Source organism: Xanthomonas sp. AC360 (genome assembly GCF_979258225.1).
The window spans coordinates 2,803,632-2,821,211 of record NZ_OZ409846.1 but is presented as its reverse complement, the minus strand read 5'-3'; the positions used below and the strand labels follow the sequence as shown (position 1 = coordinate 2,821,211).

The window sequence follows — 17,580 nt, the reverse complement described above, 5'->3', positions numbered from 1 at the left end:
TGCGGAGACCGCCGCTGCGCCGGCTGATATTGCGAGTGCTGGACAACCGCGGCGCACCGGATGTCGCTGCGCTTTACGCTCCGGCCAGCACCTGTGCCAGGAACGGCGCGGTGCGGCTGGCACGGTGCCGCGCAACCGCATCCGGCGTGCCTGCAACCACCACGTTGCCGCCGGCACCGCCTGCGCCCGGCCCCATGTCCAGCACCCAATCGCTGCTGGCGGCCACGCGCATGTCGTGCTCGACCACGATCACCGTATTGCCGGCATCCACCAGTCCTTGCAGCTGGGTCATCAAAGTATCCACGTCGGACGGATGCAGCCCGGTGGTGGGCTCGTCCAGCACGTACACGGTGTCGCGCCGCTGGGCGCGCTGCAGTTCGGTAGCCAGCTTGATGCGCTGCGCTTCGCCACCGGACAACTCGGTGGCCGGCTGGCCCAGACGCAGATACCCCAGCCCCACTTCGCGCAACACTTGCAACGGCCGCAACACGCTGGCGTCGTCGGCAAAAAATGCCGCCGCCTGATCCACCGTCATCGCCAACACCTGCGCGATGGTGTGCCCGCGCAGTTCGATCTCCAGCGTCTTGGCGTTGTAGCGCGCGCCATGGCAGGTGGGGCACGGTGCGTAAACGCTGGGCATGAACAGCAGTTCCACCGACACCGAGCCTTCGCCTTCGCACGTGGCGCAGCGGCCCTTGGCGACGTTGAAGGAGAATTGCCCGGGGTCGTAGCGACGGCGGCGCGCAGTGGGCGTGGCCGCAAACAACTTGCGCACCGGATCGAACAAGCCGGTGTAGGTGGCCAGGTTGGACCGCGGCGTGCGACCGATCGGTTTCTGATCCACGCGCACCAGCCGGCGCACGCGATCGAGCCCGCCGACGATCGCACCACCCAACGGCACCTGCGTGCCGCGCTCCAAGGGGTCCAGCGCGTCGTCCTCTTCAGACGCTGCATGACCAAGATGCGCGGCCAGCAATTCCACCAGCGCCTGGCTCACCAGCGACGATTTGCCCGAGCCGGACACACCGGTCACCGTGGTAAACACGCCCAACGGCAGATCCACATCCAGCGCGCGTACGTTGTTGCGGGTGATGCCGCGCAGCTGCAGCCAGCCGGTCGCGGCGCGCGCATGACTTAGCACCGCCGGTGGCGTGCCGAACAGATAACGCCGCGTGGACGATGCCGCCACCGCGTCCAGACCCGCTGGCGGCCCGCTGTAAAGCACCTGCCCGCCATGGACGCCGGCCGCAGGGCCCACGTCCACGATCCAGTCGGCATGGCGGATCACATCCACCTCGTGCTCGACCACGAACACCGAGTTACCCGCGGCCTTCAACTGGTCCAGCGCGCCCAGCAGCGCCTGCGCATCGGCCGGGTGCAAGCCCGCCGATGGCTCGTCCATCACATACACCACGCCGAACAACTGCGAGCGGATCTGCGTGGCAAGCCGCAGGCGTTGCAGCTCGCCCGGCGACAGCGTGGGCGTGCTGCGCTCCAGGCTGAGATAACCCAGGCCCAGCGCCTGCACCACGGCGATCCGCGCGCGCAAATCCTCGGCAATGCGTTGCGCGGCGATCACCTGTTCCGGGTGCTGCGCGACGCCCTTCTTCTTTGCCTGCGTGCGCACATCGGCATCGGCGGCCGGGCGCAACAGCTCGGCCACCTCATCCAGCGGCCTGCGCGACAACTCGCCGATATCCAGCCCTGCAAAGGTCACCGACAACGCCTCGCGCCGCAGCCGCTTGCCATCGCATTGCGGGCACAGCGTACTGACCAGATACTGCGCCACGCGCTTTTTCATCTGCGCGCTCTGCGTGCTGGCAAAGGTGTGCAACACATAGCGCCGCGCACTGGTAAATGTGCCCATGTAGCTGGGCTCTTCCTTGCGTTTGAGTGCGCGCTTGACCTCGTCCAGGGTGTAACCGGCATACACCGGCACCACCGGTTGCTCATCGGTGTACAGAATCCAGTCGCGGGTTTTCTTCGGCAGCGTGTGCCACGGCACATCTACATTGTGGCCCAGCGTGGTGAGGATGTCGCGCTGGTTCTGCCCATGCCAGGCGCCCGGCCAGGCGGCCACCGCGCGCTCGCGGATGCTCAGGCTGCGGTCGAGCACCATGGTGGCTTCGGTGGCGTCGTAAATGCGCCCCAGGCCGTGACAGGTGGGACAGGCGCCGGCCGGCGTATTGGGCGAAAACCCGTCCGCGTAGATGATCTCCTGCCCTGGCGGATAACTGCCCGCACGCGAGTACAGCATGCGCAGCGAGTTGGAGATGGTAGTGACGCTGCCCACCGACGAGCGCGCACTTGGCGCGCCGCGTGCCTGCTGCAGGGCCACTGCTGGCGGCAGCCCATCGATGGCATCCACTTCCGGCACGCCCACCTGGTCGATCAGGCGACGCGCATACGGCGAAATCGAATCCAGATAGCGACGCTGCGCCTCGGCAAAAATAGTGCCGAACGCCAGCGACGACTTGCCCGAACCAGAGACACCGGTGAACACCACCAGCGCATCGCGTGGGATGTCCACGTCTACATTCTTGAGGTTGTGCTCGCGCGCACCGCGCACGCGCACCAGGCCGGAGGAAGACGACGTTGCGTTAGACATGACTAGCGAACCGACATTCGACAGCGTCATAGCCTAGCGCGGCATGCATGCAGCCGATGTCGTCGTAGCATCGTTTAGATGCAGTCGAATGTTTGGACCAAAAGCCTGGTCGGTCGAAGGCGCGGTGCCCTCACCGCTCACGGGACACGCCGTGAATCCGTCCTTGGAGGCTCGGTGGCGGCATCCATGCCGCCACACGGTCCCGCAAGCGGCGAGGGCACCGCACCAGGACGTTGGTCGGTAGTTGAGTAAAAAGCTGGTGGTCTTGTGAATTGCGATTTGCTGATGAGGGTCGCAGAACTGCAAGTGAGCGAGCGAGTCAGAAGCACGCCATGCATTGCTTGCAACCCTGCACAACGACCGTCTCGACTGGTCCTCGCCCGCCCACCGTCGCGGGACCTTACGCGGCATGGATGCCGCGTAAGAGCTTACAAGGACGTACTTGCAGCGTGTCCCGCGATGGTGGGCGGGCAAGGGCCCTGCAGCCAGACCGCAACTCAGCCGCTCTGCAATCGACGCATCCACACCGTAAATCGCACCTGGCAATCTGGCCGTTTATCGATGGGAACCGCACCCCGGCCGCGCGCACCTCGCGGTGAGCGCAGTCGTGTTGCCGGCTGCTCTACAACGCGCTCATCCCAGCTCATGCGCCGGCACCGGCTGCTCGCCGGTATCGGCCAACGCCTGCATGCGCATGACAACGCCACTAAACAGCCGCGCGGTGGCGGCATTGCGGGTGCGAAAGATGGCTTCCAGTTCACCGTAGTACCACAACGTGCCTTCGCGCCCGGCAGTGAACACGTTGAAAATGTCCTGGCCCACCGCCGGGTTTTCCAGGTCCTGCACAATGGTGCGCGCGTTATAGAGCTTGTCGCAGCCGGACACCAGCAGCGCACGCTCGGGTGTCTTGCGCAGGTGCTCCAGGTAGGCCTGCTTGCGCTCGCGCCAATCGCGTTTGCGCGCACGCTCGGTGTTGTCCACCTCCGCCTTGTCTTCGGCAGTGGCATCGGTGCACGCCATCACGATGTCGGCGACGGTGTCGCCGAACTGCGCGCGGATCGAGGCCTCGTGCCCGCCGCCGCAGTCTTCCACCACATCGTGCAGCAAACCGGCAATGGCCTGCTCTTCATCGCCACCGCATTCCAGCACCAGCGTAGACACGCCGAGTAAATGGCTCAGATATGGAATCTGCGTTCCCTTGCGCACCTGTCCGGCATGGGCGATGCGCGCGTAATCCACGGCCTGGGCGTAACGTTCGGTGAGAGCGGTCATTGGGCGTCCGATGCGAGCGATGGCACATTATCGCCGAGCCCGACCACGCGCAGGGTGAGGATGCTGCGATGCGCAATTTAGGCTCAATGACGCGCCATTGCGGCCGATAGGATCAAGAGCAGCAAAAAAAAGGATTGTGCAACCGCCAGGCGGGCGCGGCCGGTGCTCGGAGTACCACTCGTACACTCCGGTTCTGAGCGCGCGGTCCACATCCACCTGACGACTGCTCGCTATGTTGTGTTAGCCACTCTAAGCTCGATCCACGCCGTACGATTTTCTCTACGCCATGACCCAACTTCCTGTTTGCAACGCCTGCCGCGACGGCCACGACTTTCCCACCGCCATCACCATGGCTTTCCAGCCGATCGTGGACGTCTCCACGCGCAGCATCTATGCCGGCGAGGCACTGGTGCGCGGCGTCAACGGCGAGTCGGCCGGCAGCATCCTGGCCGCCGTGGATGAGCGTAACCGGTATGCCTTCGACCAGGCCTGCCGTATCAAGGCGATCGAATGCGCCGCGCAGATCGCGCTACCGGCGCTGCTGTCGATCAACTTCATGCCCAATGCGGTCTACAACCCCGAGCACTGCCTACGCGCCACGCTCTCGGCCACTGCGCAACATGGTTGGCCGCTGGATGCGATCATCTTCGAGGTCAGCGAGCAGGAACATCTCACCGACCCCGCGCATCTGCTGGACATCCTGCGCACCTATCAAGCGCGCGGCTTGAAGACTGCCATCGACGACTTCGGCGCCGGCTATGCCGGGCTCGGCCTGCTGGCCGACTTCCAGCCGGACCTGCTCAAGCTGGACATCGCCCTGATCCGCGGCATCGACACCGACCGCAGCCGCCAGGCGATCGTGCGCCACGTCACCCGCATGTGCGAAGAACTCGGCATCGCCGTGATCGCCGAAGGGATCGAACAACCCGACGAATACCGCACCCTGCGCGACATGGGCATCCACCTGCAGCAAGGCTACCTGTTCGCCAGGCCGCAGATCGGCCTGCTACCGCAGGTGCAGTGGCCGGAGTGAGTGTGTGCAGGCGTGCGCATGAGTGAAACGAAACAGAACGCTCATCATCCCGCCTCATCAACGATCAGCCACACACCACCCAAACACATAAGACGTCAGCAGTACAAAAACCGCTCCAACGATTCCCCACTCCCGATTCCCGATTCCCAGCGGCTCGCCAGCCAACCATCAGCACCCCACCAACCCGACGCGCCGCTCACACATACCGCGGAATCGGCCCCAGCTGCGGCGTCTGATCCGGCAGTTCCACTTCCACTTCGTCCACATAGCACCAGCCCCAGCCTTCGGGTGGGTCGTAGCCTTCGATGATGGGATGGCCGGTGGCGTGATAGTGCGCGGTGGCATGGCGATGCGGGGAATCGTCGCAGCAGCCCACGTGGCCGCAGATGCGGCACAGGCGCAGATGCACCCAGGCGCTGTCGATGGCAAGACACTCCTCGCAGCCGCGCGCACTCGGCGTGACCTCTTCAATCTGCGCGGTATGGGTGCACTGGTGGCTCATGCGGTGGTCGACTCCTGATTGGCGCTGGCAAGTTCGGAGGCCGGCACCGGATTGGCCTGATGGGCGAGATATTGATGGATCTGTGCGACCACGGCGGCACCCTCGCCCACCGCAGCCGCCACGCGCTTGACCGAGCCGGCACGCACATCGCCGATGGCGAACACGCCAGGGCGATTGGTTTCCAGCGGCAGACACGCCGGCACGCCGTCGCCGCGCGCAGTACCGGTAATGACGAAGCCACGCGCGTCGGTGTCCACGCATTGCTGCACCCACGCGGTATTGGGGTCGGCGCCGACAAACAGAAACAAATGCCGCAACTCCACGCGCGTGGTTGCACCGTCGCCGCGCGTCCGCAGCACAGCGGCCTGCAGGCCGCGATCGTGGTCGCCTTCCAGCGCGGTCACTTCGGTGCTGGTATGCAGGTGCACGTTGGGCAACGCGGCAATGCGCTCGATCAGGTATTGCGACATCGAGGCTTCCAGCCCGGTGCCGCGAATGATCAGGTGCAGCTCCTTGACGCGCGGCGCCAAAAACGCCACCGCCTGCCCTGCAGAATTGCCACCGCCCACCAGCGCCACCACGCCGCCCTCGCACAGGCGCGCTTCCACCGGCGAGGCCCAGTACGACACGCCGTGGCCTTCGAAGCGATCCAGCCCATCGATCTGCGGGCGTCGATAGCGCGCGCCGGAGGCGATCACCACGGTGCTGGCCTGCAGCTGCTTGCCGTCGGCCAGATCCAGACGCAGCGCGCCATCGTCGCGACTGCACTCCAGCGTTGCCGCTTCGATCGGGATGGCCAACTCCGCACCGAATTTCAGTGCCTGGTTATAGGCGCGGCCGGCCAGCGCCTGCCCGGAAATACCGGTCGGAAAGCCTAGATAATTTTCGATGCGTGCCGATGCGCCGGCCTGCCCGCCGATGGCGCGCTGGTCCATCACCAGCACCGACAAGCCTTCGGACGCGGCGTAGACCGCCGTCGCCAGACCCGCAGGGCCGGCGCCCACAATCGCCACGTCGTAGCGCTTGTCCGGGTCGATATCAGGCGTCATGCCCAGGCAATGCGCAGCTTCGGCATCGCTGGGCTGGCGCAGCACGCGGCCGCTGGGGCAGACCATCACCGGCAGATCGTGCTTCTGGATGCCCAGCCGTTCGACCAGGGCGCGGCCCTCGGCATCGGACACATCCATCACCGTGTTGGGATAGCCGTTACGGGTCAAGAACCCCTGCAAACGGGTCAGGTGCGGATCGTCAGGCGCGCCGATCAATACCGAACCCGACGCATCGCCTTCGATCAGGCCCACGCGGCGCAGGATCAATGCACGCATCACCACCTCGCCCACTTCGGCCGAACTGATCATCAGCGCGCGCAGATGCGCGGTGTCGAAGGGCAGCGCCAGGCAGCCATCGGTCCCGGCACGTCCGGCCGCCAGCGATGCGCGACCGGCCAGCTGACTCACCTCACCGGTGAACTGGCCTGGCGTGTGCCGGGTGATCGGCTTTTCGTTGCCCAGCCCGTCGCGGCGCACCACCTCGATGGCGCCCTCCAGCACCACCCAGACCGGTGCGTGCGCGTCGCCGACCTCGAACACGATCTCGCCGGCGTCGAACCGCTGCGCCGACCCGCTGGCAAAGCGCCGCGTGATCGCCAACTGGCCCGCGTCCAGCTCGGGAAACATCTGATGGTGACGGGTATCGTCCAGAGGCATGGATCGGCAGCATTTGAGGGGGGATTGCATGCAAGCATGGCCAGTGGTGACGGCAATGGCAATCACCCGAAATAGGCAATGTCAGGCATACCAGACGACACGCAGTGGCAAGCGCACGCGAGCGCAGGCAGCTGCCAGAGACGCGCGTGCGGGTCGCTGCAAAACTACCCGCGCTCAGCCAAGCACCACCGGCCAATCGACTGCCCGCATGTGCATCAGCGCTGCGCCGGCTGCCAATGCGGGCCGTGCTGCCCCGCCGCCATGCGCTCGGCCGGACGCACACGAAACACCACACTCATGCGCTCGCCCACCGCCCGGCTGGTCTTGGGAATGCCATGCGTGTGCGTGAGCTGCGAGGCATGGCTCATCGCCAACAGACTGCCCGATGCCAACTCCACACCGATGGTGCGGCTGCGGCCATCGTTCGCACGCAGATGCATGCGCCTTGCAACCCCCAGCGACAGCAGCGCGATGGGATGCGGCGCGAGCAGCGTGTGTAGCGCGTCGTGATGCATCGCCACGCTGTCACGCCCATCGCGGTACAGATTCAACCCCACTGCGTTGTACGGGGCGGGCAACACCGCCTGCACTGTATCAAGTAGGCGCTGCAACGGCAGGCCGGGCGGCAAGGCGGCGTCCAACCGGTAAGAGGCCAGCAAGCGCGGCACCGCCACCACGCGGTCGTACATCTCACGCCGCTGGCTGTGCCAGTCGGCGCGCTCGCGCAATTCCGCAAAGCACTCCAGCGCCAGTGCAGGCGTCAGCAGTTGCGGCCAATAGCGCACGCCGCCTTCGGCATCGTCCAGCACCTGCAAGGGCGCGACGGGGGTGCCGAACAAATCCATCTGCGTCATATGCGGGCGAATGCCCAGGATTTCAGCTGCACGCTGTCGTTACGCAGTGCGCCAACCCGACCAGTTCAGTTTCATGCTGCGATAGATGCATGCCGCGTGTCGTTCACGCCACGGACTACGCGTGGGTGTCTGGAAGTTGCAGCGTCGTTCTGTGTATTGCAGCTCTCCTGCCGAGGCCGTGGTTTGCGGCGTGTCCAGCTGCGTTGACGACGCTACTGCCAAACCCGTTATCGTTGCCGAGCAAGTGGCGCACATCGTGTTGGCCGCAGGCAGCGATGCGGTGTTGCATGCAACTACCGCGTGCAGCGACGCAGCTCGCGTACGCATCATAAAAGTCCTTCTCGTACATATCAGTGGCAAGCAAGCCGGGCAGGTCAAGGCACAGGCGGGCAGCGCGCAACATTTCATCGCGCACATCGATTGACGATTGACGATTGACGATTGACGATGGCGGTGCGCGGTGCGCGGTGTGCGACGTCGTTGAATATCAGATGCTGATTGACGCAGACGCACACGTTGAACCATCGCAACGCGTAGTCGTCTACGAGGGAGCCGCATGCCGAGTGTCCACCTCGCACGGTATAGATGCTGCGCCGCTGCCTGCGTGCTCGCTTAACGGCGCATCGCCACCCCATATCCACCTAGCGACCCCAACAACAATCACCCCATCGTGCACGGTGCGACGCCTGTGGCAGGCAACGTCGCTGTGCTACGGTCCGGCGCTGCATCCGCCGGAGACGTTTCGCATGCCGCACCGATCGATCGCATCCTCGCCTCTGCGTTGGCTGATGCTGCTTGCCAGCCTTGCTGTCACTGCCGGCAGCGCAGCGCCACGCGCGGCCGAGTCTGCCTTCAACGCGGTGGACCCGTTCATCGGCACCGGCGGCGAAGGACACACCTATCCCGGTGCCACGGTGCCGTTCGGCATGGTGCAGTTGAGCCCGGATACGCAGATCAAACCGCGCAAGGAGGCCTACGGATGGGCTGCGGGGTATCGGCATAGCGACAGCACCATCGTCGGGTTCTCGCACACGCATTTTTCCGGCTCCGGCCATTCGGATCTGGGCGACATTCTGCTGATGCCGCAAGTTGGCGAGGTCAAGCTGGAGCGCGGCGATGCCAGCAAACCCGGCAGCGGCTACACCGCGCAGTTCGATCACGCCAGCGAACAGGCGCAGCCCGGCTATTACGCAGTGACGCTGAAAGACCGCACTATCCGCGCCGAACTCACCGCCAGCGCGCGCGTGGGCGTGCATCGCTACACCTTCCCCAAGGGCAAGCCGGCACATGTACTGGTGGATCTGCGTACCAGCCTGTACGACTACCCCGGCAAGGTGCAGTGGTCGCGGTTGCGCGTGCGCAGCGATGGCACCGTCACCGGCTTTCGCGAAACACGCGGCTGGGCACCGGGGCGGCAGTTGTATTTCGCCATGCGTTTTTCGCGCCCGCTCACCGCCACGCAGCTGCACGACACCGAGCAGGACATCCCGTACAAGGGCTTCCCGCCGCCGGGCGACAAGCACCCCGCGCAACGCGCGCAGATCGAAGGCCGGCAACTGGTCGGCGTATTCGATGTGGCCAACGACGGCACACCGCTGGTGGTCACCGTGGCGCTGTCGCCGGTCAGCGAAGACGGCGCCATCGCCAATCTGCAGGCCGAAGTGCCGGACTTCGATTTCAACCGCGTCCGCACCGATGCGCGCGCGCAATGGACCCAGGCGCTGTCGGCGATCGATGCGCAAGGCACACCGCAACAGCGCACCCAGCTCTACACCGCGCTGTATCACACCCTGCTCGGGCCCACGCTGTTCATGGACAGCGATGGCCGCTATCGCGGGCCGGACAACGCCGTGCATCAAGCCAACGGCTGGACCAATTATTCCACCTTCTCGCTGTGGGACACCTATCGCGCACTGCACCCGCTGCTCACCCTGGTGCAGCCAGCGCAACGCAGCAGCGACGTGGTCAATTCCCTGCTCGCGTCGCGCCGCGAAAGTGCCTACGGCATCCTTCCCGTTTGGGCATTCCACGGCCTGGAAACCTGGTGCATGATCGGCTACCACGCGGTGCCGGTGATTGCCGATGCCTACATGAAAGGCATCGGCGGCTTCGATGCCAACGAAGCGCTCGATGCCATGGTCGCCAGCGCCAACTACGGCCCCTACGACGGCATCGCGCAATACCGCGAGCTGGGTTACGTGCCCATCGACGAAGAAGGCGAAGCCGCATCGAAGACGCTGGAATACGCCTTCGACGACTGGACCATCGCGCGCATGGCCGGTGCGCTCGGCAAGCGGGAGATTGCAGCCGAATTCACCAAACGCGCCGGCAACTGGAAGCATGCGTTCGACCCGGCCACCGGCTACCTGCGTGCCCGCACCCGCGCCGGCGCATTCCGCGAACCGTTCGATCCCTCGGCCAGCGGCTATGGCAGCGACTACACCGAAGGCAACGCATGGCAATACTCGTGGTACGTGCCGCAGGATGTCGCCGGGCTCGCCGCCGCGCATGGCGGCGAAGACAAGCTGCTTGCGCGGCTGGATGCGGTGTTCGACGCCAAGGTCGACCCCAAGGTGTTCGAGCATATGGAAGACATCACTGGCTTGATCGGCTGGTACGCACACGGCAACGAACCCAGCCACCACGTCGCCTATCTGTACGCCTACGCCGGCCAGCCGTGGCGCACGCAGGCGCGCCTCACCCAAATCATGGACAGCCAATACCATGCCGGCCCGGAAGGCCTGGCCGGCAACGACGACCTCGGCCAGATGTCGGCCTGGTACGTATTCACCACACTGGGGTTCTATCCGGTCGCGCCGGGCAGCAACCAATACATCATCGGCCGCCCGTTCCTACCCCGCGCCACGCTCAACCTACCCAACGGCAAGCATTTCAGCGTCATCGCAGATGGCGTGAGCAAAGCGCGCCCGTATATCGGCAGCGTCTCGCTCAACGGCACGCCTTTGACTCGCGCCTACCTGACCCATCAGGAGATTCAGGCCGGCGGCGAACTTCGCGTGCGCATGCAGGCAACACCGAACACACAATGGGCCACCGACCCCAGGCAGCGGCCGTATTCGATGTCGGCACCGGCGTCGGCTCAGTAATAGATGCCCATCCGCAACCCGCAGGCATCGCGCTCCACCACCGCTGGCAGACTGCCAGCGGTTCCTGCGGCAATGCGCTGCGCGCTCCAGTGGGCCGCCAGGGCATCGAGCACATCGTCTGGCTGGGCACATGCGCGCGGCACGCGCTCCAGCAGCGACGCAACGCGCTCCGCACCGCAGTAATCGCCTAACAAGGTGCGCCGTTGTCGGTGTCCTTCGCTGCTTTTCTTGGGTGCCGCCAGGCCTTGCCCGCCGGCAAGCGCTGCAAACGACACTTCCGGATGCACCTCAAATACGTGCTCCGCCCATGCGGGGTCTGCACGCAACGCGCTGTCCCAGTCGCGAATCTTGGGCAGCAACGCAAACGACTGTACACCAAAGCCGCGTTGCTTTTCATGATCCAGCACGCGATGCAACGCCGATGCTTCTGCTTGTGTTTCAGCCTGCAAGATGCCGCGCAACGGCGCCGCAAAGATGCTGCACGCACGGCGCCCACCCACAAAGCGGCGCGCTTGCACCTCTGCCGCGCGTGAGGCGTGCTCGCTCAAGCCCAGCGGAATATCGACACCCAGCACCTCCACGTCGCGCAACGCCACCGTCAGCTCGGCCACCGTTGCGTAATACGCGTACGCCAGTGCATCACCGGCCTCCCACACCGCAATCCAGCCGCTGCGTGCACCGTCCACGCCTACACAATGGTGTCGTTTCACGCACCTGTTCTCGCTAAAGAAATGCATCGGTTGACTGCCATGTGATGCAACAGCGCCTGTCCTGGGTTACACGTTTACATGGCGCACAACATTTGAGCAGCGTTAATCCACCCGTGGTGACTCACTGCCGGCTTCGACACACCAAAGCCTCTCCTTCTCCCGCCGGGAGAAGGTGCCTGAAGGGCGGATGAGGGTACGCAATCTCCGTCAACACTCCGAGTACCATCACGCTTACCGCGCTATCACCACCGTCTGGATCGCATGCGCCGGAATCTCCAACGCACTCGACGCCTCACCCACATACAGGTTGTAGCGGATTGCCACGTCGCTGGCATTCATCACCACCGTCGCCAGTGAGCCATCGCGGTTCGTAAATGCAGTCGTCATCAGATTGCTACGGCTACTGGCCGCACTCACCCGCCGCGCACCTGGCCGGATGAACTTGGAAAAGTGGCCGATATACCAATAGCTCGGCGTATAAGTCACCTCACCCGTGCGCGTGTCGGCGTGCACCGGTGCAAAGCAGTAATTGCCCACATGATTGGGCCCACCGTTCTGGTCGAGCAGGATGTTCCAGTCGGTCCAACCCACCGCGCCATGATTGAGGTCGTTGATGATGGCGGTGCCATAGCGCTCGCCATTGGACCAGTACTGCAACTTGGCTGGGTCGAACTTTTCCACCGCCGCTTCGGTGAGCAGCAGATGCTTGTCCGGGTATGCCTGCGCGACCGCTGCAACGTTCTCCACCATCGGTTCGAATCCGGCCCAGGTTTCGTACCAATGAAAGCCCATGCCCCACGCATACTTCGCTGCATCCGGGTCGTCGAAGATCACGTGCGCGCGGTGCACCATCATGTCGCGGTTGTGGTCCCACACGATGATCTTGCGGTCGCCATAGCCGGCGCTGGCCATGGTCGGGCCAAGATGGTTCTTCAGGAAGTCACGCTCTTCTTCGGCCGAAAACAGCATCGACTCCCAGGTCTGCACCGCCATCGGCTCGTTCTGCAGGCTGATGCCCCAGATCGGAATGCCGGCCTTTTCGTAAGCCGCGATAAAACGGGTGTAGTAGCTGGCCCAGGCCTGCGCATACTCCGGTAACAGCTTGCCGCCCTTGAGCATGTTGTTGCTGTCTTTCATGAAGGCCGGCGCGCTCCACGGGCTGGCAAATGTGGTGAGGGTTCCGCCGGCCGCAGCGATGGCCTGGCGCAGCATTGGAATGCGGTATCTCGCATCGTGCTTGACCGAAAAACTCTTCAGCGCTGCATCGCCTTCCTTGATGTAGGTGTAGCTGCCGCTACTAAAATCCGAGCTGTGGATGGTGGTGCGCGCCAACGTATACCCGATGCCCTTTTGTGGGTCGTAGTAGGCGGTGAGCAGCGCGCGTTGCGCCCGCTTGGGCAGCTTGGCAAAGGTCTCCGCACTGGAGTCGGTAATCGCCCCGCCAATGCCCAGCAGCTCCTGAAACTGGCGCTGCGGATTGACGAAGATGGAGTTCTCTTTTTCGGTCAGCGCATGCCCTGCCCTGGGCGCATCGGCGGTGCTGACACGCATCTGCTGCGGTGCGCCTTGGGCGGACGTGTAGACGCGTAGTGCGCCGGCAGGTGCTGCCGGCGGAGTAGCGGCATCTACAACGGCAGCTTCTAGCGTATTCGCCGCAGGAGTAGAGGCAGATGATGCAGTTGATGCCGGCATCGGACTCGGCGTTGTTGTTGTTGCTGCGGACGCTGCAGATGCCAACACTGTTTCAGTCGCAGCGCTCCAAACGCCAAGCACTCCCATCACCGACCACGCAATCGCTCGCTTCACCGTGCACCCTCCCAGGTTGGTCGCACAGCCTAACCGACCGACGCGCCGCAAATGCCCCGACAAACGAGCACAAGCGCGAATTGCTTCTCCCCGTTGAACAAGTGCCCGGGGAGCGCATGAGGCTATGTCTGCTGAGCTTAGTGCCAAGCCAGTTCAATCAACGACGCAGTCTCAGCCTTCTCCCGTCGGGAGAAGGTGGCCCGAGGGGCCGGATGAGGGTACGTCTGCACGGACTGGTGCCCATTCCATCAATCAACGCAACAACACAGATGCCAACCAGGACAGCACGTCCATTATTCGCAGCACCCTTACTCGTGCCCCAGCCCCATCTTGCGGCGCGAGCGCTCCAAAACACGTCCGCCAGTCGTGTGCAAGCTGTCTTTCGCCCGGACCGATGCAGGACGCAAGTCATCTGCAAGTCCACTACAGCGCAGACCGTGCCAACCGATCCAGAATCCCAGGCACTTCCACCCCAAGCTCCCGCGCCAGAAACCCCACCGGCCCGATTCTCTTGGCCAACTGCCTGCCTGCGGCCGCATGCACGAACACGCCCCATAACGCAGCAGTCAACGCGTCGCAGCCGCGCGCGGCAAAACCGGCAATCAATCCCGCCAAGACATCGCCAGAGCCCGAGGTGCCCAACCCGGACGCACCGCCGCGATGCACCCACAGCACACCATCCGGGCCGGCAATAACACTGTCCGCGCCCTTGACGATCACCACGCTGCGCATCGTCTTCGCAAACGCCAACGCGTAGTCGCCAGGCGCCGCCTCCACCGCCGCCTTGTCGTCGCCGGCCAGCGTGGCCATCTCGCCGGCATGCGGCGTCAGCACGAACGGGCGGCCCACCGGCGCACGCAAACGTGGCGACAACGCGCCCGCATCCAGCACCAGCGTGCACACCGCCTGCGCAATCGCACGTTTGACCAACGCTGCAGTGGTGTTGGTCGACTCCATGCCCGGCCCGATCACCGCCGCATCGCAAGACGCCATGGCCGCATCGAGCGCGCGATGCCCGCGCACAATTTCTCCTTGCGCGTTCTGCCCCAGCCCCAGCACCAAGGCTTCCGGCACTACCAACGCCATCCCCGGTGCAACGCTCGCCGCGGTGGCGATCTGCAATTTGCCCGCACCCGCACGCAATGCCGCCTCGCCAGCCAACAACGCGGCGCCTGGCACACGCATCGATCCACCCACAATCAGCACGCGCCCACGCTGCTCCTTGTCGCCACCGGGCGATGGCAGCGGCATAGCACGCAATGCCGCTGCGGTGAGCATCCGCACGCGTGCCGCAGCCATGTCAGCGCGCTCCTGCCGGCCGATCGGACTCGGTGGTCACCGGCTCCTGCGCCAGCTCTGGCGACACAAACTTGGTGCGCACCAGCTCCAGCGACTGCCCATCGGCCGCAGCAACGTACTCAGTCACTCCGCAATTGGGCACATCGCCCTCGCGGTCGATGCCCAGAATGGTGGCCTCGTCCATCCGCTCGATCAGATAGCGAAAGCAATTGACGATCACCTGATGCCCCACAATCAACACGCGCGCACCCACATGATTCCGCTGCAAATCGCCCACGATGCTGCGCAGGCGAAAGATCACATCGCACCAGCTTTCACCACCTGGCGGGCGGAAGTAGAACTTGCCCACCAAGTTACGTTGCTCAAACAACGCGGGAAACGCATCTCGAATACCGGAGGTGGTGTAGCGGTCGAGCACGCCGAATTCCTTTTCGCGCAGCCGCTCGTCCAAGCTCACTGCACCGGCGGGTTGGCCCAGCGCCCGCGCCACCGCCGCGGCGGTCTGCCGTGCACGCACATAAGTGGAACTCAGGATCAAGGTCGGCCTTTCGTGCTCGGGTAGGCCTGCCATCCACGCACCCAGGGCCTCCGCCTGGCGCTCACCCAGCGGCGAAAGCGGAATATCCGCATCGCGATGCTCCAGTTCGATCAGCGCCGCTCCCTTGGCCTCGGCCACATCGCGCGCCACATTGCCTGCGCTCTGCCCATGACGTACCACCCACAACCGCGCCGGCCACTGCGCCGACACCCCTGCAACCGCACTGTTCTCACTCACATGCATCTCCTGCAACGAGCCCCACATGTCGCACAGCGGCCGTGAAAAAACGGTCGATCGGCGCATCTGCACGAACTGCAACGCAGCGCACGCAGCACCCATGACCAATGGCCTACAGCCTAGCGAACGCAACGGATGGCTAACGCAACGCCGCTATACTGCAGCCCCCCGCCTGCCTGCTCCCCATGTCCAACGTTCTGCTGCTACGCACGGCGAAAGAGCGCGAAGAACTGCTGCTGGAAGAGGTGCTCGACGCCACCGAACAGTGCATCGACGAGATCGGCCTCAATGCCACCAGCTTCGAACTGATTGCCGAACGCGCCAAGGTCTCCTGTGGCAGCCTGCTGCAACGCTTCGAAGACAAAGACGCATTGGTGCGCGCACTGCTGGAGCGCAACTATATGCGCGCCATCCGCCAGATGTGGCTGGTGGACCGCCCGGCCAACGTGCACGTGGTGGATTTCATTGCAGGCCTGCTCGAAGAATGGCTGCTGCAGGAAATCAACATCAAGCGCACCCGCATCGACCTGGAGCTGCACCTGGCCACCCTGCGCGACCCAGTGCTGGCCGCCTTCATGCGCCGCCAGAGCGCATCGCTGATCGAACACCTCAGCGCCCTGCTCAAGCGGCTACTGCGCGGCCACGCCGACCCGGCCAGTAGCGAACAGGAGTTCCAGGCCCGCGTCTTCGCCGTCGCCGCCATGTGCGGCGGCCTGCACAGCGTGATGACCAGCGGCATGGAACTCAACCGCATGCATTTGCAGCTGATTTTGCGTGAGAGTTTGTCTGGGATTTTGAAGTCTGCGCCGGTGTAGCAACCACCAACTGGCCAGTGTGGCCGACCGCACGGCGCCAGTGACTTGGCACCCGAAGCCGATCGGATAAGATCACGCCTCATACCAAGGAGGGATGCCATGCGCGATATGGCCGTCAAAAAGGGAGTTGTATGCTTGGCGCTATTCGCAGCGCTTGCTATCTGCAGTTGGTCAGTTAATGCGACAAGCACGGTTGTCACATTCAGGACACCGGACAACCATTACGAAGTGGAGCTTTACGTTGGCGGCGGTTCCGAAGAAAGTGGCGGCATCGCTGGCGCAATGATCAGCTGGCCCGGCTATGAGCACATGGGCCTGCCCTTCAATGGGGTGAAGTACCACATGGATAAGGCCTTGACCCGCGCCGGCGCCAAGTACGTCAATTCCGGTGACTCGAAGGTTCCTCCATCTTTCACTCTTGAGATTGAAGGGAACAAGGGCCGCCTCATCGTGGGCAAGCGCGTCATACCAGGAACCGCATCATGGATTGTCGGTCCCTATGCTCCTGAGAGCACGTGGGAACCACGGCACAAGCGCAAGAACGGACAATGAAGCGCCCTTTACGCAGCGCATGGCTCGCCCCCTTTCTCCTATTGATGCTACTCACGGGCGCGCCAGCCCTCGCCACCGGGGACATCGTGGCATTCGAGGTGAACCATGGTCCGTATAGCTTCCTCGTCTACAGCGGAGGCGGCGAGGACGGCATTGGCGGCCTGGTGGTTTACTGGCCCAATATCGCTGCGCGTAGCCTGCCGCCGGGAAGTACCAAGTGGCGCTTCAAGCCCGAATCAAGCGAATTACGTGTGACATTCACCAATCCCGGCCGCAAGGATCTGCCACCCTCTTTCATTCTGAATATCGTGGGCAAGCGCGGCACGCTCACTTACGGCAAGCGTGTCCTGCCTGGCAATGTGACCTGGATGTCCGGACCGATGAGAGACTACTGACGCAATGTTTTTGGTGACTTGAAGGCTGCTTCCACAGTCCACGCGCGTTCTACTGCCCCTACAGCGTCAACCTCGGCTACGACGTCATCAGCAGCTAGGAACCGAGCGTCAGGAAAACCTGCCACTAGGGCGAGTTCAACGGCATC

General features: G+C 64.1%; 15 protein-coding genes and 1 other RNA gene. 7 read left to right on the top strand and 9 right to left on the bottom strand.

The genetic code is table 11. The annotated features are described in order from the left end of the window. Positions 1-73: 73 nt before the first annotated feature. Positions 74-2,608 (bottom strand): excinuclease ABC subunit UvrA, encoded by a 2,535-nt coding sequence (locus ACZZ0O_RS12185; RefSeq protein WP_463590874.1) that lies wholly within the window; start codon positions 2,606-2,608, stop codon positions 74-76. 633 nt (positions 2,609-3,241) lie between these two features. Then, the gene (locus ACZZ0O_RS12180) at positions 3,242-3,880 is read right to left on the bottom strand and encodes an HD domain-containing protein (RefSeq protein WP_463590873.1); all 639 of its coding nucleotides are present in this window, start codon (positions 3,878-3,880) and stop codon (positions 3,242-3,244) included. A gap of 170 nt (positions 3,881-4,050) precedes the next feature. On the opposite strand from ACZZ0O_RS12180, the gene ACZZ0O_RS12175 reads away from it, so the two are divergent. Both ACZZ0O_RS12175 and ACZZ0O_RS12170 read left to right on the top strand, forming a co-directional pair. Further along, a non-coding RNA gene (locus ACZZ0O_RS12175) (sX9 sRNA) lies at positions 4,051-4,126 on the top strand. Between the two features lie 40 nt (positions 4,127-4,166). Then, positions 4,167-4,913 carry an EAL domain-containing protein gene (locus ACZZ0O_RS12170; protein WP_463590872.1) on the top strand — a complete coding sequence of 249 codons (747 nt, stop codon included), beginning with the start codon at positions 4,167-4,169 and terminating at the stop codon, positions 4,911-4,913. A 196-nt stretch (positions 4,914-5,109) separates the two neighbouring features. Here the strand turns inward: ACZZ0O_RS12170 and ACZZ0O_RS12165 are convergent, their stop codons facing one another. The 3 genes from ACZZ0O_RS12165 to ACZZ0O_RS12155 form a co-directional block, all read right to left on the bottom strand. Further along, positions 5,110-5,415: a UBP-type zinc finger domain-containing protein gene (locus ACZZ0O_RS12165; RefSeq protein ID WP_463590871.1), complete on the bottom strand. Its 306-nt coding sequence runs from the start codon at positions 5,413-5,415 to the stop codon at positions 5,110-5,112. Next, positions 5,412-7,121 (bottom strand): FAD-dependent oxidoreductase, encoded by a 1,710-nt coding sequence (locus ACZZ0O_RS12160; protein ID WP_463590870.1) that lies wholly within the window; start codon positions 7,119-7,121, stop codon positions 5,412-5,414. Before ACZZ0O_RS12160 ends, ACZZ0O_RS12165 begins: the two co-directional genes overlap by 4 nt. Before the next feature lie 215 nt (positions 7,122-7,336). Then, the gene (locus ACZZ0O_RS12155; RefSeq protein ID WP_463592444.1) at positions 7,337-7,966 is read right to left on the bottom strand and encodes an alpha-ketoglutarate-dependent dioxygenase AlkB; all 630 of its coding nucleotides are present in this window, start codon (positions 7,964-7,966) and stop codon (positions 7,337-7,339) included. Positions 7,967-8,096: 130 nt separating this feature from the next. On the opposite strand from ACZZ0O_RS12155, the gene ACZZ0O_RS12150 reads away from it, so the two are divergent. Together ACZZ0O_RS12150 and ACZZ0O_RS12145 are read left to right on the top strand one after the other, a co-directional pair. Next, a complete protein-coding gene (locus tag ACZZ0O_RS12150; RefSeq protein WP_463590869.1) occupies positions 8,097-8,399 on the top strand; it encodes a hypothetical protein in 303 nt (100 codons plus the stop codon). Between the two features lie 322 nt (positions 8,400-8,721). Next, positions 8,722-11,082, top strand: a complete 2,361-nt coding sequence (locus ACZZ0O_RS12145) for a GH92 family glycosyl hydrolase (protein ID WP_463590868.1) — start codon at positions 8,722-8,724, stop codon at positions 11,080-11,082. Here ACZZ0O_RS12145 and ACZZ0O_RS12140 read toward each other — a convergent pair. The 4 genes from ACZZ0O_RS12140 to ACZZ0O_RS12125 all read right to left on the bottom strand — a co-directional run bounded on the left by ACZZ0O_RS12140 (position 11,076) and on the right by ACZZ0O_RS12125 (position 15,678). Continuing rightward, positions 11,076-11,792, bottom strand: a complete 717-nt coding sequence (locus ACZZ0O_RS12140) for a DUF429 domain-containing protein (RefSeq protein ID WP_463590867.1) — start codon at positions 11,790-11,792, stop codon at positions 11,076-11,078. The genes ACZZ0O_RS12145 and ACZZ0O_RS12140 overlap by 7 nt on opposite strands. Before the next feature lie 231 nt (positions 11,793-12,023). Then, on the bottom strand, positions 12,024-13,484 hold the full coding sequence (locus tag ACZZ0O_RS12135; RefSeq protein ID WP_463590866.1) for a glycoside hydrolase family 30 protein: 1,461 nt from the start codon (positions 13,482-13,484) through the stop codon (positions 12,024-12,026). A 537-nt stretch (positions 13,485-14,021) separates the two neighbouring features. Then, entirely contained in the window at positions 14,022-14,897 is an 876-nt protein-coding gene (locus ACZZ0O_RS12130) for an NAD(P)H-hydrate dehydratase (RefSeq protein WP_463590865.1), read from the bottom strand. A 1-nt stretch (position 14,898) separates the two neighbouring features. Then, positions 14,899-15,678: a histidine phosphatase family protein gene (locus ACZZ0O_RS12125; protein ID WP_055846294.1), complete on the bottom strand. Its 780-nt coding sequence runs from the start codon at positions 15,676-15,678 to the stop codon at positions 14,899-14,901. Between the two features lie 179 nt (positions 15,679-15,857). On the opposite strand from ACZZ0O_RS12125, the gene ACZZ0O_RS12120 reads away from it, so the two are divergent. The 3 genes from ACZZ0O_RS12120 (at position 15,858) to ACZZ0O_RS12110 (ending at position 17,434) form a co-directional block, all read left to right on the top strand. Beyond that, a complete protein-coding gene (locus ACZZ0O_RS12120) occupies positions 15,858-16,487 on the top strand; it encodes a TetR/AcrR family transcriptional regulator (RefSeq protein ID WP_055845724.1) in 630 nt (209 codons plus the stop codon). 99 nt (positions 16,488-16,586) lie between these two features. Further along, a complete protein-coding gene (locus ACZZ0O_RS12115; protein ID WP_323523218.1) occupies positions 16,587-17,039 on the top strand; it encodes a hypothetical protein in 453 nt (150 codons plus the stop codon). Beyond that, a complete protein-coding gene (locus ACZZ0O_RS12110) occupies positions 17,036-17,434 on the top strand; it encodes a hypothetical protein (RefSeq protein ID WP_323515311.1) in 399 nt (132 codons plus the stop codon). The genes ACZZ0O_RS12115 and ACZZ0O_RS12110 overlap by 4 nt, the downstream gene beginning before the upstream one ends. Positions 17,435-17,580: the final 146 nt, after the last annotated feature.